This is a genomic window from Nonomuraea rosea, from assembly GCF_039539705.1.
Taxonomy (GTDB): Bacteria; Actinomycetota; Actinomycetes; order Streptosporangiales; family Streptosporangiaceae; genus Nonomuraea; species Nonomuraea rosea.
This window is the reverse complement of the sequence record NZ_BAABDQ010000035.1, coordinates 49,979-65,480: the sequence shown is the minus strand read 5'-3', so window position 1 is coordinate 65,480 and position 15,502 is coordinate 49,979. Positions and strand designations below refer to the sequence as shown.

Sequence of the window (15,502 nt, the reverse complement as noted above, 5' to 3'; positions counted from 1 at the left end):
CTTGCCTTGCCTTGCCCGCGCCTTGTCCCGCTCCGTCCCGCCCGACCCTGCCCGGCCGCTGCGGTCAGGTGCGTTCGCGGACCTCGAAGGGCGTGCCGTCGAACGTCCCGGACAGCGCCGGCCGCTCCCGCGCCTCGAACGCCGCCCAGGCCAGGCTCACCCGGTGGGTTCGAGCCGCAGCCCGCCCGTCGCGCGCCGTGACCTGGAGCGTGGCGCCGGCCCGGCCGTCCGCCCCGAGCGTGATCTCCCCGCTGACCTCCGCGCCGTCCACCAGGCTCGCCCGGTCCAGCACGACGGAGCCGTCCCGGAAGTCCACCCGGCCACCGCGCAGCCCCTGCTGCGTCTTCAGCCGGGCGTGCGCGAGGGCGTAGGGGTTACGCCGCGCGACGGCGTCCGCGGCGGTGGCGAAGGCGGCGGCGAGCACCCGCCGTTCCCGGACGGAGAGCCCGGCCACCGGCATCGGCGACAGGTCGCTCATCGAGCGGGGGAAGGCGCCGCTCGCCCGGTAGTTCTCCGCGCTGCACCGCACGGCAGGCACCCGGTGATCGGTCAGGAACGACCGCAGCGCCGTCCGCACGCACGCGCCGGCCTCGCCGCCGCCCCAGGCGAGGCTGTGCCCGCCGAACGGGACCCGGACGAACGTGGCGCCGGGGAAGACCCGCATCGCCGCGGCGACCTCGGCCGGGCTCTGGGTGTCGAAGTCCCCGCCCACCACCATGACCGGCACGCCGGGCAGCCGGGCGCCGGGCGGGAGCGGCGGGCTGTTCCTCGGCGTCGGCCACCGCACGCAGAACTCCAGCCCGTTCCGCACGTCCAGCCCCAGGTCCGCAGGCGTGTACGGCGCCAGCGGCCGCTCCTCGCGCCAGTGCCGTTCGAGCTGGGCCTGCCGCTCGGCCGGCGAGGCGTCCCTGTCGAACGGGAACGCCCCGTCGCCGCACCGGTAGGCCAGGTACCCGGCCCACTGCGGCCCCTCGATCGGCTGCGCGGGAAGGCTCGGCACCACGGCGGCCAGGCGCCGCAGCGGGGCGGGATCGCCGTCGAGGTAGGCGGTGGCGGCGGCGGTCGCCTCGCGGCCGAAGACGGGCTCGTACACGCCGTCCACGGTGGCGAGCGCGGCCATCGGCACCTGGGGGTCGGGGTGCGCGCGAAGGTGCGCCACCAGCTCGGCCCAGGTACGGGCGGCGGTGCCGGGCAGGGCGCGGCAGGCTCGTGACCGCTCGCAGACGAGGTCGAGCTGACCTGTCTGGGAGCGGATGGGCCAGAGCGCGTAGCCGCCGGGTGAGGTGATCACGGTGCTGTCGAGGAAGGCCGCGGTCAGCGTCCCGGGGTGGCGGGCCGCGTACGCCTGGGCGTACAGGGTGCCGTACGAGTTGCCGTAGAAGGCGAGCTTGCCGACGCCGAGCGCCTGACGTACCGCGTTCATGTCGTCGGCGGCCTGGTCGGCGGTGAAGAAGGCGGCGCGCGGGCCGAGCCGGCCGGCGCAGGCGGCGATGGTGGCGGGTGCGGCGAGGTTCAGGCCGGGACAGAGCAGCGGGGTCGACTCGCCCAGGCCGCGCGGGTCGACCACGAGGAGGTTCTGGTGGTCGAGCACGGGGCCGAGCGCCTGCTGGATGCGCGGGATGTCGGGCAGGGCGGGCAGCGGCCCGCCGGGGTTGGCGAGGATCGTCCCGGTCGCGCCCCGCGCGGCCGGCAGCCAGGCGAAGGCGACGGTGATGCGCTCCGAGGACGGGTCGTTCCAGTCCAGCGGTACGGACAGCGTGCCGTCACACCGGCTGACCGCGTCCGCGCACTCATGCCGGGCCCCGGCGACCCGCCCCTCGCCCGTCGGCGTGCCCGCTACAGCGGACGGCACTGAGGCCGACGCTGAGGCCGATACTGGGGCCGACGCTGGGGCCGGAAGCGCTGCCGAGAGGGCGATGAGGCCGGCGGTGAAGGCTTTGGAGACCATGCCTCCACCCTCACGCGGCAGGTTTCCGGATTCTTCCGCCTGCGGGACGAATTCCCCTTGGGAGCAGGCTCCTACGTCTGCTACGGAAGGAGGTATGACGCGAACCGACCCGCACGACGTCCCCACGGCGGCGCAGCTCGTGGCCGCCGTCCGTGACTTCCTGCAGACCGACGTGCTGCCCGGGGTGGAGGGCCGGGTGCGCTTTCACACCCGGGTGGCGATCAACGTGCTCGGCATGGTGGAGCGGGAGATCGAGCTCGGCCCCGTACAGGCGGAGGAGCACGCGCGGCGGCTGGCCGACCTGGGCGTGGCGGACGACGCCGAGCTGGCCGCCGCGATCCGCGAGGGCCGCCTCCAGGACGGCGCCGCGCTCACGGCGGCCCTGGAACAGGCCGTCCGGGCGAAACTCGACGTGGCCAACCCGGGATACCTCACGCCCGGCTGAACCGGCCCACGAGCTGGCCATGATCAGGATCGCCCAGGGCGGGCCGGGCATGACAGGGCCCGCCCTTCTCACCACGGAAGGGCGGGCCGTGTCGCGAGGGCAGGCTCAGTGCGAGCCGGCCAGGTCCAGGTCCTTGACGTCCGGGTCGCCCTCGTCGGCGAAGTAGTCGCTGCGAGCGGTCCCGTCCTCCCCGTCGGCCACCTTGGCCGCCCGGAACAGCAGCGTGCCCACGGCCGCGACGATCAGGTTGACGGCCAGCGCCAGGAATCCGGCGTAGATCGTCATCTTGGTGTCGAAGCCGAGGTTCGACAGCGCGAACGCCGAGCCGCCGAAGTGCGCCTTGCCGTTGGCCGGGTTGGGGATCAGGTACAGCATCCACATGCCCGCCGCCAGACCGGCCGCCCAGCCGGCGATCAGGCCGCCCTTGTGGAACCAGCGCGTGTACAGGCCGAGCGCCACCGACGGCAGCGTCTGCAGGATGATCACGCCGCCGATGAGCTGCAGGTCGATGGAGAACTGCGGGTCGAGCAGCAGGATGCACAGCACCGCGCCCACCTTGACGACCAGCGAGGCCAGCTTGGAGACCGTGGCCTCCTGGGCGTCGGTGGCGTTCTTGTTGAGGTATTCGCGGTAGATGTTGCGGGTGAACAGGTTCGCCGCCGCGATCGACATGATCGCCGCGGGGACGAGCGCGCCGATGCCGATGGCCGCGAAGGCGACGCCGGCGAACCAGTCGGGGAACAACTGGTCGAACAGCATCGGCACGATCGTGTTCGTGTCGGCCTTGCCGTTCGCGCCCACGACCGGCTTGGTGCCGGCCGCGATGGCCATGAAGCCGAGCAGCGCGATCAGGCCGAGCACGAAGCTGTAGGCGGGCAGCGCCGACATGTTCCGCTTGATGACGTTGCGGCTCTTGGAGGCCAGCACGCCGGTGAGGCTGTGCGGGTAGAGGAACAGCGCCAGCGCCGAGCCGAAGGCCAGCGTGACGTACTGCAGCTGGTTGGCGGCGTTGAGGGTGATGCCGTCGCCCAGCGCCGGGCTGGCGTCGAACTTGGCCTTGGCCGCGTCGAAGATCGAGCCCCAGCCGCCCAGCTTGGCCGGGATGTAGATGACCGCGGCGAGGATCACGATGTAGATGAGCGCGTCCTTGACGAACGCGATCAGCGCGGGCGCGCGCAGCCCCGACTGGTAGGTGTAGGCGGCCAGGATGGCGAACGCGATGATGATCGGCAGGTGCCCGGTGATGCCCATCGACTTCAGCACCGCCTCGATGCCGACGAGCTGCAGGGCGATGTACGGCATCGTCGCCACCAGCCCGGTGATCGCGATCACCAGCGCCAGCGTCGGCGACCCGAACCGGGCCCGGACGAAGTCGGCCGGGGTGACGAACCCGTGCACGTGCGACACCGACCACATCCGGGCCAGCACCAGGAACACCAGCGGATAGACCACGACGGTGTACGGCAGGGCGTAGAAGCCCAGCGCGCCGGAGCTGAACACCAGCGCGGGCACCGCCACGAACGTGTAGGCGGTGTAGAGGTCGCCGCCGACCAGGAACCAGGTGACCCACGAGCCGAAGCTGCGCCCGCCGAGTCCCCACTCGTTCAGGCTGGCCAGGTCGGTGGGCCGCCGCCAGCGGGCGGCCACGAAGCCCATGCCGCTGACCAGGGCGAACAGCAGGATGAAGACGACCAGCTCGGTCGTGTGAGTGCTCACTTGGTCATCCTGTAGACGATGGTCGTGGACACGACGCCCACCACGATGAAGGCGAGCTGCAGCCAGTAGAAGAGCGGGAAGCCGAACAGGCGGGGCTCGTCGGCGTTGAACAGGAACGTCAGCAACGGCAGCACGATCGGCAGGACCAGCAGCCAGTTCCACGGGCTGCGGTCAGTGCGTGGCTGCCCGGGTTCCCCGGTAGTCATCGACCCTCCGATGAATGGATCAGGAGCCGGTTGTGACCGGCTCCTGACAGTTCGTCAATGGAGGGAGAGTAGCTTTGCGACGGTATTAATCCAAATGTCGCCAATGTTACGTTTTGGCGTAGATGTTGGGGTGACTGTCTGTGAGGAAAGACGGCACGCCAGGAGAACCCTAGTGACGAGTGCGGCCGCGGTGATCACCTGGTCGCCGAATGGTCGGTTACCCGCGACGAACGGTCACCCCCGCCGTCAGAAAGCCCCCGGTCAGAAAGCCAGGGTCAGAAAGGCTCACGTCAGGAGAGCTCGTCGGCGATGTCCCGGGTGCCGTACCCCTCGGGCGCCGGCACCTCCACGATCGGATCCGGCCGGTCGTCGAACTCCAGCCGCAGCGCCCGCGCCATCGTCGCGTGCATCTCGTACAGGCACGTCACGTACGTCAGCTCCAGGATCTGCTCGTCCGGCAGATGCCGGGCGAGCACCGCGAACACCTCGTCGTGCACCCGGCCGCCGTCCAGCACCAGCGCGTCGGTGTAGGCCAGCACCGCCCGCTCCAGCTCGTCGAACAGGTCGCTGACCGGCCAGCAGGCGACGGCCCGCACCTTCGCCTCCGGCACGCCGAGCGCCCGCAGCTGCTTGCAGTGCTGCGAGAACACGAACTGGCTCTGCCGCGCCCACCCCGCCCTGGTCTGTGCCAGCTCGCGCAGCACCGGATCCAGTGCCGACTCCCGGTAGAGCTGGAAGCCCTTGACGCAGTGCCGGAAGATCTTCGGGTCGAGCGCGAACACCGTCCACCAGTCGCCGGGCGACCCGGTGGCGGTGCCCTCCCGGCCGTCGTCGAACAGGCGGTCGTAGAAGAAGCGCACGAGCGGGTCGGTCATCTCCTCGCGCGGCACCCGGCGCAGCCGCGGCATCACACGGTCCGGTCGGCCGCGGTCTTGGGCTCGTGCCGCACGTCGCCGGGCTGCCCGACCTGGCGCGTCCAGGCGGCGAACTCGACCAGCACGCCGTCGGGGTCCTTGAAGTAGATGGACCTGACGAACACGCCGTCGTGCGGCTCGGGCGCCACGCCGAACTCGCTGTCGTCGTGGTTGAGCAGCACGCCCACGTCGATGCCCTTGGCCACGAGCCGGTCGCGGTACTCCTCGATCTTCTCCGGCGGCACGTCGAAGGCGATGTGGTTCATCGAGCCGACGGCCGAGAGCAGCTCGCCGCGGTCCGGCAGGTTCTTCGGCGCCGACACCCCGGGCACGCCGTCCGGCGCGTCGGGGAACCAGAAGAAGGCCAGCGCGTTGCCGCCGCCGCAGTCGAAGAAGAAGTGCTGGCCCCAGCCCAGGGGCAGCTCGATCGTCTTGATCAGCGGCATGCCCAGCACGCCGGAGTAGAAGTCCACGGTCTGCTTCATGTCCGAGCAGACCAGCGCGACGTGGTTGACCCCGCGTAACTCGAATTCGCTGTTCATAGTAACTCCCTACTTATCACAGGGTTCCGGTTAAAAACATGACATGAGGTGTCGGCTATTCGGGGCACGATCGGCGCATGATTGCTTTGGTGGCGGGGGCGACCCGCGGAACGGGACGCGGCATCGCGGTCGCGCTCGGCGCGGCCGGCGCGACGGTCTACTGCACGGGCAGGAGCACGCGCGAGAGCCGCTCGGAGATGAACAGGCCGGAGACCATCGAGGAGACGGCGGAGCTGGTCACGGCCGCCGGCGGCACCGGCGTCGCGGTCCGGGTGGATCACCTGGATCCCGCTCAGGTCGCGGACCTGGCCGGGCGCGTACGCCGCGAGCAGGGCCGGCTCGACGTGCTGGTCAACGACATATGGGGCGGCGACCAGCTGTGGGAGTGGGACACACCCGTCTGGAAACACGACATGGAGAAGGGATTCAAGCTGCTCAGGCTGGCGATCGACACCCACATCATCACCAGCCGCCACCTGCTCCCGCTGCTGATCGAGCACCCCGGCGGGCTGGTCGTCGAGGTCACCGACGGCACCTGGGCCTTCAACGAGACCCGTTACCGGGAGAACGTCTACTACGACCTGGCCAAGGTGTCGGTGAACCGGCTCGCCTTCGCCTGGTCGAACGAGCTGCGCCCGCACGGCGGCACGGCGGTGGCGATCACACCGGGGTTCCTGCGCTCGGAGGCCATGCTGGACAACTTCGGCGTCACCGAGGAGAACTGGCGGGAGGCGAAGGCGGACAGCGCGTGGATGGTCTCCGAGACCCCTGCCTACGTCGGCCGCGGCGTCGCCGCCATCGCACGGGACCCGGAGCGGGCGCGCTGGTCGGGCAGGTCGGTCGACAGCGGCGAGGTGGCCGAGGCGTACGGGCTGACCGACGTGGACGGCAGCCGCCCGCAGGTGTGGCGCTACATCACCGAGGTCGTCGAGACCGCCGGTGACACCGGCTGGGAGGCCTACCGGTAGTCACCGGCTCATACCGGTATCACAGGCTCACTCGTAGAGGCCGGACATGCGGGCGGCGGCCTCCGCGACCATCGTCCGCAGCTCCGGCGGTTCGAGCACCTCGGCCTCCGGCCCGAACCGCAGCACCTGTGAGTACGCCACCGGCACCGACTCCACCGCGAGCCGCACGACCCCGCCGGGCTGGAGCGAGGCGAGCGCGTCGTCCAGCGCGGCCGGGTCGGCGATGTGCCGCAGCATCCGCAGGCCGCGCTCGCTGAGCCGCAGCGTGATCACCTCGCGCAGCAGCGAGCGGGTGAACTCCGCCGACTGCGCGGCCCAGAAGGCGGCCAGGTCGAAGTCCTGCTCCCGGTCGAAAGGCTCGGCGAGCACGGAGACCGCCCCGAACCGGTGCACCCGGAAGATCAGGAACCGGGTCCCGGACCGGGCCGCCAGGTACCAGGCGCCCGCCTTGAGCACCAGCCCGTACGGCTCCAGCGTCCGCGGGCTGTCCTTGTAGACGGCCTGGACGCGCAGGTCGTTCCAGACGGCCCTGGCCAGCGGCGCGAGCGGGGCGGGCGGCGGGTCGCCGCCGGCGAACCAGCCCGGCGCGTCCAGATGGAAGCGCTGCGCCGCGAGGGACGGCGCGTCGCGCAGCGCGGGGGAGAGGGCGGCGGCGGCCTTCAGCCGGGCCGTGGCCGCCACCTCCGCCAGCCCCATCTCCCGCAGTGCGGCCGGCACCCCCGACAGGAACAGCGCCTCGGCCTCGGTCCGGTCCAGCCCGGTCAGCCGGGTGCGGTAGCCGTCGAGCAGCCGGTAGCCGCCGCCCCGCCCGCGATCGGCGTAGACGGGCACGCCCGCCTCCGACAGCGCGAGCACGTCGCGGTGCACCGTGCGCTCGGAGACCTCCAGCTCCTTGGCCAGCTCCGCCGCCGTCATCCCGCCCCGGCCCTGCAGCAGCAGGACCAGGGACATCAGCCGCGAGGCGCGCACAGCGGCAGCACCACGGCGGAGGGGTGTTCGGGGGAGTGGAACACCTCGACGTCGGCGGGCACCATCGAGCCCGGCGAGCCGAGCGGATCGCCGGTGCCCGGGTTGCGGGCGATCGTCGGGTACGCCCCGGCCGCCACGTGCACCCGGATCCGGTGGTCGCGCCCGAACTTGTGCCCCATCGGCCACAGGTCCACCTCGACCCGGCGCACGCCCTCGGGAGCGGGCGGCCCGAGCCGCCGCACGCCCTCGCACACGTTGAACGAGCGCCCGTCCGGCCGCACGTCGCACACCCGTACCACCACGTCCACGTGCGGCGTGCTCGACCGCACGAACAGCTCCGCCCGCACAGGACCGATCGCCTCGACCTCCGACTCCAGCGCGGCCGAGCTGTAGACCAGCACGTCGCGGCGCTGCTCCAGCCGCCGCTGGTCACGCGGCCTGGAGTCGCCGAGCAGCACGGGACCGCCGAGCACCGGCGTCGGATGGCCGGGGTGGTAGCGGAACCTGTCGGGCTCGGCCGCCCGCGGCGCCCCGGGCCCGAGCCCGGACCCGTGCTGCAGGTGCCAGCGCTGCTCCCGGGTCCCCGGCACCGGCCAGTCGGGATAGTCGCGCCACTCCTCGGCCCCCGTCACGTAGAGCCGCACGGGGTCGGGCCGCAGCCCGGAGAAGTCGCCGAGCAGGTGCGCACGGAACCAGGCCGTCGCCTCGGCCATCGAGGGCCGGCCGTGCCTGGTGTCGACGTGGTACCAGGGCCCGATCGTCAGGTACGGCCGCCGCCCGGCCGCCCGCATCGCCGTGTAGTCCTTGAGCTGCCACGGCAGGAACACGTCGTACCAGCCGCCCAGCATGGTCACCGCCGCCTCCACCTCGCCCACCGTAGGGGAGAAGTCGCGCTTGTCCCAATAGGGGACGGCCGGGTCGGCGTGGTGCGTGAGCAGGTCCTGGTAGAAGCGCAGCTGCCGCCCGGCCGAGGCCCGGTCCAGCTCCGCCACCGGACGGCCGGACAGGACCGCCCGGCGGGTGAGCCTGGGCGCGGTCAGCGCCGAGGCCCCGCCGAAGCGGCGGGACATGCCGTCGGTGAGCGTGGTCCAGCTCAGCGCCGACTCCAGCGCGAACGCGCCGCCCACGTAGGCCGCGTCCCTGAACTGCGACGCGGTGATCTGCGTGGCCATCGCCTTCAGCTCGGGCCCGGCGTAGGGCGCGATCGCCCACTGCGTGTAGCCGAGGTAGGAGGGGCCGAACATCCCGAACGAGCCGCCGTACCACGGCTGTTCGCGCAGCCAGGCGACGGTGGCCAGCCCGTCGTCGTGCTCGTCGCCGAGCGGGTCGAGCAGGCCGCCGGAGCCGAAGCCGCCGCGGCAGCTCTGGATCACGACGTGGAAGCCCTGGCGGGCGAAGCCCCGGCCGAAGACCCAGCCGAGCAGGCCGCGCCGGCCGTACGGGGAGCGCATCAGGATGACGGGGGCCCGCTCGCCGCCGGGCGGTGCGTAATGGTCGGCCAGCAGCGTCACGCCGTCGGGCATCCGCACCGGCAGATCGCGCTGGAGCCGCACGCGTCTCATGTACTAACCAGTAACAGATGCCGCCCGGTGTGCGGTAGCCCGGGGGCACCCCTTACCTCATGAGCCCAGCTGAACGGCGATGTCGCTCACCTGGCGGTTAGACGGGAACGTTCCAACGAGGTCGGCGCTGCCGGTCAGCGCGTTCACCGTGTAGAAGCGGTAGGCGCCGTCCGACTTCAGCGTGGCGTAGGCCGTGTTCGACACGGTCACGCCCTTGCTGAGCCGGCTGTAGACGTCGAACCCGGCGTCGAGGTCGGCGTCCACGCCGAGCTTCCCGGCCGGGGCCAGGTTGCCGGCGTTGGCCGGGGACTGCACCGACACCTGGTCGGCCGTGGTGTCCACGTCGAACAGGGTCGTCGCGGTGGCCGCGTCGAGGTCGTTGTTGGTGTAGCCGGCGCCGGTCACGCCGAGCGCGGTCGTCCCGGCCGCGGGCGGCACGGGCGGGTTGGTCAGCGTGCCGTCATTGGCGGTCGAACCGGCAGCGGGCGCGCCGTTCGGGTCGTCGAGGTTGTGCCGCAGGTTCTGGCCGGCGTCGCTGATGACGCGCAGCCGGTTCGCCGCGGGGTTGAAGTCGACGCCGAACGCCTTGCCGTTGAGCGCCACGGTGAGCTGGGACACCTTCGTGGCCTTCGCCTTGCCGTCCACGGTGTAGATGCCGCCCCGGTCGCCCACGGCGTACAGCTTGCCGTTCTGCACCCGGTAGTCGATGCCGACGACCTTCATGTCGTCCTTGAGGCCGCTGATCCGGCCGAGCCGGCTGACGTTCCTGGGGTTGTCGGCGTCGAACGCGACCAGGTCGCCCATGGTCGTCAGGCCGGTCACGCGCGGGCCGTCGTATCGGTGGGCCTGCGCGGGCGAGGCCAGGACCGCGCCCGCGCCGAGCACCGCCGCGGCGAGAGCCAGTTGCTTACGCATCAGATCTCCTTGTGTGGGTGTTGCCTTGCCCCCTTCTTCGCTGAACGGCCGGCTTTGGATGGTTCGAAGGGAAAGGCCCGCCCCGCAGAAGCGCGGGGCGGGCCGGATCACTACGGGGTGACCTTGTCGGGGCGCTCCGAGATGCGCAGCGCGTTGACGATCGTCGCGCCCTGGCGGGTCGCGAAGCGCACGTTGAGCTGGCCGTCGGTGACCTTCACCGTGTACTGCCTGGTCACGGCCGTGTACGTGCCCGACTCCAGGGCCAGGTCGAGCGCCGGGATGGCGAGCTGGCCCTCGACGAGCACGTCGAAGACCCGCTTGCCCGGCTGCGTGCTCTTGACGTCGGCGAAGTCCAGCTCGACGGTGTACGTCCCGGCCGGGACGCCGTCGAAGCGGTACTCCAGCATGCTCTCCCTGGCCGTCCTGAACAGCGCCTGGTCGGTCGTGCCGGCGATGGTCCTGGTGGTGCTCTGCGTCCGGTTCTGGGAGGCGATGTAGCCGTAGGAGCCCGCGGCGTACTTCTTGTCCGGGGTCCAGGTGTCACCGGCGGTGTCGGTCAGGCTCTTGGTGCCGCCGGCGTCGATGGCCACCTGGAGCTTGGGCACCACGACCGTCACCTTGATCTCGATGGTCGGCTGCCGGCCGCTGGCCGACTTGACGATCAGCTTGCCCTCGCGGACCGTCCCCGGCGCGACGCCGGCGCTGGAGACCGCGATCTTCAGCGTCACCGACTGTTCCTTGGCCAGCTGACCGGCCGTCGGCGTGACGACCGCCCACGTCTCGCCCGCTGCCGTGTACGCCGTGGGCGAGCCCAGGTTCGTCAGCTCCAGCGTCCTGCTACGGGTGGACTCGCCCGGCATGACCACGGTCAGCTCCGCGGCCGACGCGCTCACCCGTCCCGTGACCAGCGCCGTGTCCAGCCGCGTCACCGAGGCCGGCGCGATGGTGACGGCCTTGGTGAACGTGCCGTAGTGCTCCTTGGACACCGTGACCTCGTAGTCGCCGGCCAGCACCTGCCCGTAGAAGGCGCCGTCCTCGCCGGTGGTGAACGTGGCCACGTCACCGATCTTCACCGTGGCCCCGGCCAGCGGCTTGCCGTCGTTGGCGTCGGTGACCGCGCCGGTCACCAGGCCGTGCCTGCTGGCCGTGAACGCCAGGCTCCGCCCGCTGGACAGCGCCGCCTCCTCGTAGGAGTACAGCAGCGCGTCGGTGCCGCCGGCGTTCTCGATGCCGACCGTGGCGCTGGTGCCCTGGTCGCGCTCGCTTTCGATGTCCTTGTAGCGGAAGGCGATAGAGCCGTCCTCACCCAGCAGCGCCTCGAACGACACGCGCTGGTCGGTCTCGCTGTAGAAGGTGACGTTGCGCCACTCGACGACGTACTTGCGGTGCGGCGCGGTGCCCGTCACGGTCGTGTAGACCCCGGAGTCGGCGTCCACCTTGAGGTCGTCCCAGTACGGGTAGACCGCGTTGTTGGGCGTGGCCGTGGTCGGCAGCCGGCCGTTGCTGGCGGTGACGATCCGGTCGGCGGCGAACGTGAGGAACCCGTTCGTGCCGATCCACGCCTTGCTCTGGCCCGTGCCGTAGAACGGGACCGGGAACGGCAGCGTCACCTGCTGGGCCTCGTCGTCGCCGGTCAGCGCCAGCTTCTCGGTGCCCGGCACGTACGCGTCGGCGCCGCTCTTGCAGGTGTAGCCGAAGTTGTCGCCGCGCAGCGGCAGCTCGATGTCCTTGACCAGGTCGCCGGCCACCGTGAGGGCCGACGTCGCGGCGCTGGAGCACCGGGAGGCCGGCGTGACCCGCAGCTCGTAGTCGCCGTACGGCAGCGTCAGGCTGTAGCGGCCGGAGGCGTCGGTCACCCCGCTGACGGGGGTGCCGGCGGCGGCCACCGTCGCGCCGGGCTCGGGCGAGCCCGCCGTGCTGACCGTGCCGGACACCACGCCGGTGGCCAGCTTCGTCATGGGCACGTCCGCGGTCGCCGACTGCTCGGCGGTGATCGTGGCCGTCGCGGTGGCGCGCTCGTAGCCGAACTTCGCCGCGCTGAGCTCGTAGTCGCCGGGCAGCAGGCGCGGGACGGCGTAGGTGCCGTCGTCGCCGGTGGTCACGGTACGGCTCAGCGGGCCGGACAGCGTGATCGCCACCCCGGGCACCGGTGCGCCGCCCGCGGTGACCGTGCCGCGCAGGTCGCCGAGCCCCTCGTCGGGCGCGGCCTGCACGGCGGCGTAGGTGTCGAGCCTGCCCTCGCCCCAGATGTTGTTGTCGGTCGCGGTGCCGCCGCAGCTCGTGTCCGAGACGTCGATCGCGGTGGTGTCCAGCAGCGGTCTGGTGGCCTCGACCTTGCCCTGCAGGCCGGGTGAGCCCGACCAGATGAGCGCCACGGTGGCCGCCACGTGCGGTGCGGCCATCGAGGTGCCGGAGAAGCTGCTGTAGGTGTTGCCGGGCGTCGAGGAGCGCACGTTGACGGCGGGGGCGGCGATGTTCGGCTTGGTCTCGCCGTTCTCGCCCTCGCCCTTGCTCGACCTGGCGTACAGCGCGTTGTTGACGTCGAAGCCGCCCGCGCTGTAGCTGATCACGTACTGGCCGGGCGAGCCGGAGGTGTCGCAGGCGGGGCCCTCGTTGCCGTTGGAGAAGGCGGGGAAGATCCCGGCCGCGACCCAGGCCTCGACCGTCTCCTTGTACCAGGGGTCGAACCCGTCGCCGCCCCAGGAGTTGTTGACCACGTCCGGGGCCAGGTCGGGGCGCGGGTTGCCGCCCGACAGGTCGGTCGGCGCGAGGACCCACTGGCCCGCGGCCAGCAGCGAGGCGTCGGTGCAGGTGTTGACCTCGCAGCCCTTGGCGGCGATCCACTTGGCGCCGGGCGCGACGCCGATGCCGTTGGCGCCGACCATGGTGCCCATGGTGTGTGTGCCGTGGCCGTTGTTGTCGCAGGGCGCGGCCGTCGGGCAGACGCGGGCGGGGTCGTACCAGTTGTAGTCGTGGGAGACCGTGCCGTCCGGGTTCCTGCCCCGGTAGGCGGCGGCCAGGTCCGGGTGGTCGAACTGGGCGCCGGTGTCGATGTTGGCGACCACGACGCCCTCGCCGCGGTTGCCCAGCTCGCTCCAGACGCGGGGGGCGTTGACGCGGTCGATGTTCCACTCGTTGGCGTTCACCTTGGCCTCGGCCTTGCCGGTGACCGGCTTGGGCACCGAGACCGTGCGGACCGGCTCGATCCGGTCCACCTCGGGCAGCTTGGCGATCTCGGCCGCCAGCTTCTCATCGGCGGTGACCCGCACCGCGTTGACGATCCAGTACGAGGTGTAGTCGGCCTTCTGGGCGTCGAGGAGCTTGCGTAAGCCCTCCTGGGAGGAGCCGGCACGCTCGGTCTTGGCTTCGTAGACCAGCTCGGCCTTGGCGTCCTTGGTGACGGCCCGGCGGGCGCCGCTCAGGTCGGCGTTGTCCTTCATCCGGACCCAGAAGGTGGCCTTGTCGTCCTGCGCGAGCTGCGCCTGGACGCTTGAGTCAATCTTGTCAGGATCAGGCGCCGCAGCGGCGGCGGCCTGCGGGACGAGAAGTCCGGCGGCGGTGACGATCCCGGTCAGGATCGCACGCCAGCGGGGGGTGTTCGGCACGCGGTCTCTCCTTCACCACACTGCAGAGGTGATCTTTACGCCTCTGTCGAGAAGGGTGAAGAGATCTTGTTTGGAAATCAATAGTTGCCGTAAAACGTTACTTAACCAACAGAAACGTAATCTGGTCAGCTGAAATGTCGCCACCTGGGCCAGGTTCCGACCAGGCCCTGCACACGTAGACCGGCAGGCCCTGCTCCTCGTTGCCGGCACCGGCGCCAGGGCCCGTTCCATGGACGCTGAAGCTAGATCCTTTCGCGCCCCTTTGCCACGGGCGGCCGGTAGCCGACCTGGCGCATGATGCGCAGGAAGTACGTCTTGATCTCCTCGGCGCTCTCCCCGTCGGGATGCCCGCCGACGTGGATCATCACCGCGCCGCTCAGCAGCTCCTGCACCACGTCGACGTCGATGTCGCGCGGGAGCAGCCCGAGGTCGCGGGTCCTGCACAGGATCTCACGCACGACCGCCGCGCGGCGCCCGCCGTTGACCGACCGGTAGGTGCTGCCCAGCTCGGGATAGTCGTCCACGGTCGCGTAGATGCGGCGCAGCAGGACGCGGTTGCGCGGCACGCACAGGTACGCCGCCCAGTCGCCGAACATGTGCTCGATGTCGCGCCAGCCGGTGAAACCGGGGTCGTGGTCGTGGTTGGCCCACTCCAGGGTCCGTACCAGCAGCGTGGTCTTGTCGGGGAACCTGCGGTAGACCGTCGCCCTGGTCACCCCCGCCCGTCTGGCCACCTGCTCGATGCTGGTCTGCACAGGACCGAGCTCGATGAGCAGGTCGAGCGCGGCCGTCAGGATGGCGGTGTCGGCCTCCGCGCTGCGCGGCCGGCCCGCCGGCCGCTGCGCGGGCGCCGGGCCGGTCGATTCGAGGTCGTCTGCTGTCATGCGTGTCGGGTCACCAATTTGTCGTAGAGGCGGTCCGGCAGGATTCTATTGACCCAGAGCAGCAGGTCGGCGAGGTAGCCGACGGAATAGCGGGGCTTCGGGTCGGCCGCCGCGACGACGTCCCTGACGCACCAGCCCACCACGGACGGGTCGGAGCCCTTGGAGCCGGGGCCGGTCGCCTCCTCGGCCCGCCGGGCCATCCACTCCGCCACCTCCGCGTACGGCCCGTGCCCGGAGATCTCGCGCAGGTCGCGCGGCGTGTCGTCCTCGAACTCCGTCCTGATGATCCCCGGCTGGACCACCACCACGTGCACCCCGAACCGCCCGACCTCCTGCCTGAGCGTGTCGGAGTACGCCTCCAGCGCGTGCTTGGAGGCGTAGTACCAGGCGCCCATGGGCAGGGTGATCTCGCCGCCGATCGAGGAGATGTTGACGATCGTGCCCGACCGCCGCTCCCGCATGTGCGGCAGGACGCGGTGCGTGAGCGCCGCCAGGCCGAACAGGTTGACCTCGAACACCCGCCTGGCCCGGTCGAGCGGCACCTCCTCGGTCGCGCCGTGCACGGCGGTGCCGGCGTTGTTCACCAGGACGTCGATGCGCTGCCGCTCGGCCAGCACCGTCTGGACGACCCGGTCGAGGTCGGCCTCCTGGGTGACGTCCATCCCGATCGGGTGGCCGCCGGCCGCGCGGATCTCCTCCATCTTCTCCACCCTGCGCGCCAGGCCGTACACGGTGTGCCCGGCTCGCAGCAGCTCCAGGGCGGTGGCGCGGCCGATGCCCGCCGACGCGCCCGTGACCAGGCAGACCTTGCCCGTCATGGCTGAGCCC

Annotated in this window: 13 protein-coding genes; 2 read left to right on the top strand and 11 right to left on the bottom strand. The window is 71.4% G+C overall.

All coding sequences use genetic code 11. The features are described 5' to 3' along the window. Positions 1-64 precede the first annotated feature (64 nt). Positions 65-1,852, bottom strand: a complete 1,788-nt coding sequence (locus tag ABEA43_RS49685; protein WP_345573110.1) for an alpha/beta fold hydrolase — start codon at positions 1,850-1,852, stop codon at positions 65-67. Positions 1,853-2,042: 190 nt separating this feature from the next. Here ABEA43_RS49685 and ABEA43_RS49680 point away from each other — a divergent pair, with 190 nt between their 5' ends. After that, on the top strand, positions 2,043-2,393 hold the full coding sequence (locus ABEA43_RS49680; protein ID WP_345573109.1) for a DUF6285 domain-containing protein: 351 nt from the start codon (positions 2,043-2,045) through the stop codon (positions 2,391-2,393). Positions 2,394-2,498: 105 nt separating this feature from the next. Here ABEA43_RS49680 and mctP read toward each other — a convergent pair whose 3' ends face one another. From mctP to ABEA43_RS49660, 4 genes are all read right to left on the bottom strand, one after another. After that, positions 2,499-4,109: a monocarboxylate uptake permease MctP gene (gene mctP, locus ABEA43_RS49675; protein ID WP_345573108.1), complete on the bottom strand. Its 1,611-nt coding sequence runs from the start codon at positions 4,107-4,109 to the stop codon at positions 2,499-2,501. Next, on the bottom strand, positions 4,106-4,315 hold the full coding sequence (locus ABEA43_RS49670) for a DUF3311 domain-containing protein (protein ID WP_345573107.1): 210 nt from the start codon (positions 4,313-4,315) through the stop codon (positions 4,106-4,108). The genes mctP and ABEA43_RS49670 overlap by 4 nt, the downstream gene beginning before the upstream one ends. A gap of 290 nt (positions 4,316-4,605) precedes the next feature. After that, positions 4,606-5,223: a carboxymuconolactone decarboxylase family protein gene (locus ABEA43_RS49665; RefSeq protein ID WP_345573106.1), complete on the bottom strand. Its 618-nt coding sequence runs from the start codon at positions 5,221-5,223 to the stop codon at positions 4,606-4,608. Further along, entirely contained in the window at positions 5,223-5,771 is a 549-nt protein-coding gene (locus tag ABEA43_RS49660) for a VOC family protein (protein ID WP_345573105.1), read from the bottom strand. Before ABEA43_RS49660 ends, ABEA43_RS49665 begins: the two co-directional genes overlap by 1 nt. A gap of 77 nt (positions 5,772-5,848) precedes the next feature. Between ABEA43_RS49660 and ABEA43_RS49655 the strand changes: the two genes are divergently transcribed. Further along, positions 5,849-6,739 (top strand): SDR family oxidoreductase, encoded by an 891-nt coding sequence (locus ABEA43_RS49655; RefSeq protein ID WP_345573104.1) that lies wholly within the window; start codon positions 5,849-5,851, stop codon positions 6,737-6,739. Between the two features lie 27 nt (positions 6,740-6,766). Here ABEA43_RS49655 and ABEA43_RS49650 read toward each other — a convergent pair whose 3' ends face one another. From ABEA43_RS49650 to ABEA43_RS49625, 6 genes are all read right to left on the bottom strand, one after another. Then, positions 6,767-7,708, bottom strand: a complete 942-nt coding sequence (locus ABEA43_RS49650) for a helix-turn-helix transcriptional regulator (protein ID WP_345573103.1) — start codon at positions 7,706-7,708, stop codon at positions 6,767-6,769. Next, positions 7,690-9,270 (bottom strand): CocE/NonD family hydrolase, encoded by a 1,581-nt coding sequence (locus ABEA43_RS49645; RefSeq protein ID WP_345573102.1) that lies wholly within the window; start codon positions 9,268-9,270, stop codon positions 7,690-7,692. Before ABEA43_RS49645 ends, ABEA43_RS49650 begins: the two co-directional genes overlap by 19 nt. 57 nt (positions 9,271-9,327) lie before the next feature. Then, positions 9,328-10,185, bottom strand: a complete 858-nt coding sequence (locus tag ABEA43_RS49640) for a DUF4394 domain-containing protein (RefSeq protein WP_345573101.1) — start codon at positions 10,183-10,185, stop codon at positions 9,328-9,330. Positions 10,186-10,295: 110 nt separating this feature from the next. Then, on the bottom strand, positions 10,296-13,790 hold the full coding sequence (locus ABEA43_RS49635) for a S8 family serine peptidase (RefSeq protein ID WP_345573100.1): 3,495 nt from the start codon (positions 13,788-13,790) through the stop codon (positions 10,296-10,298). A gap of 242 nt (positions 13,791-14,032) precedes the next feature. Further along, positions 14,033-14,674 (bottom strand): TetR/AcrR family transcriptional regulator, encoded by a 642-nt coding sequence (locus tag ABEA43_RS49630; protein WP_345573099.1) that lies wholly within the window; start codon positions 14,672-14,674, stop codon positions 14,033-14,035. After that, positions 14,671-15,492 (bottom strand): oxidoreductase, encoded by an 822-nt coding sequence (locus tag ABEA43_RS49625; protein WP_345573098.1) that lies wholly within the window; start codon positions 15,490-15,492, stop codon positions 14,671-14,673. Before ABEA43_RS49625 ends, ABEA43_RS49630 begins: the two co-directional genes overlap by 4 nt. Positions 15,493-15,502: the final 10 nt, after the last annotated feature.

Coding starts and splice junctions, on each gene's coding strand:
- ABEA43_RS49660 (WP_345573105.1), bottom strand. CDS start 5,771: ATGAACAGCGAATTCGAGTTACGCGGGGTCAACCACGTCGCGCTGGTC.
- ABEA43_RS49680 (WP_345573109.1), top strand. CDS start 2,043: ATGACGCGAACCGACCCGCACGACGTCCCCACGGCGGCGCAGCTCGTG.
- ABEA43_RS49670 (WP_345573107.1), bottom strand. CDS start 4,315: ATGACTACCGGGGAACCCGGGCAGCCACGCACTGACCGCAGCCCGTGG.
- ABEA43_RS49665 (WP_345573106.1), bottom strand. CDS start 5,223: ATGCCGCGGCTGCGCCGGGTGCCGCGCGAGGAGATGACCGACCCGCTC.
- ABEA43_RS49645 (WP_345573102.1), bottom strand. CDS start 9,270: ATGAGACGCGTGCGGCTCCAGCGCGATCTGCCGGTGCGGATGCCCGAC.
- ABEA43_RS49625 (WP_345573098.1), bottom strand. CDS start 15,492: ATGACGGGCAAGGTCTGCCTGGTCACGGGCGCGTCGGCGGGCATCGGC.
- ABEA43_RS49630 (WP_345573099.1), bottom strand. CDS start 14,674: ATGACAGCAGACGACCTCGAATCGACCGGCCCGGCGCCCGCGCAGCGG.
- ABEA43_RS49655 (WP_345573104.1), top strand. CDS start 5,849: ATGATTGCTTTGGTGGCGGGGGCGACCCGCGGAACGGGACGCGGCATC.
- ABEA43_RS49640 (WP_345573101.1), bottom strand. CDS start 10,185: ATGCGTAAGCAACTGGCTCTCGCCGCGGCGGTGCTCGGCGCGGGCGCG.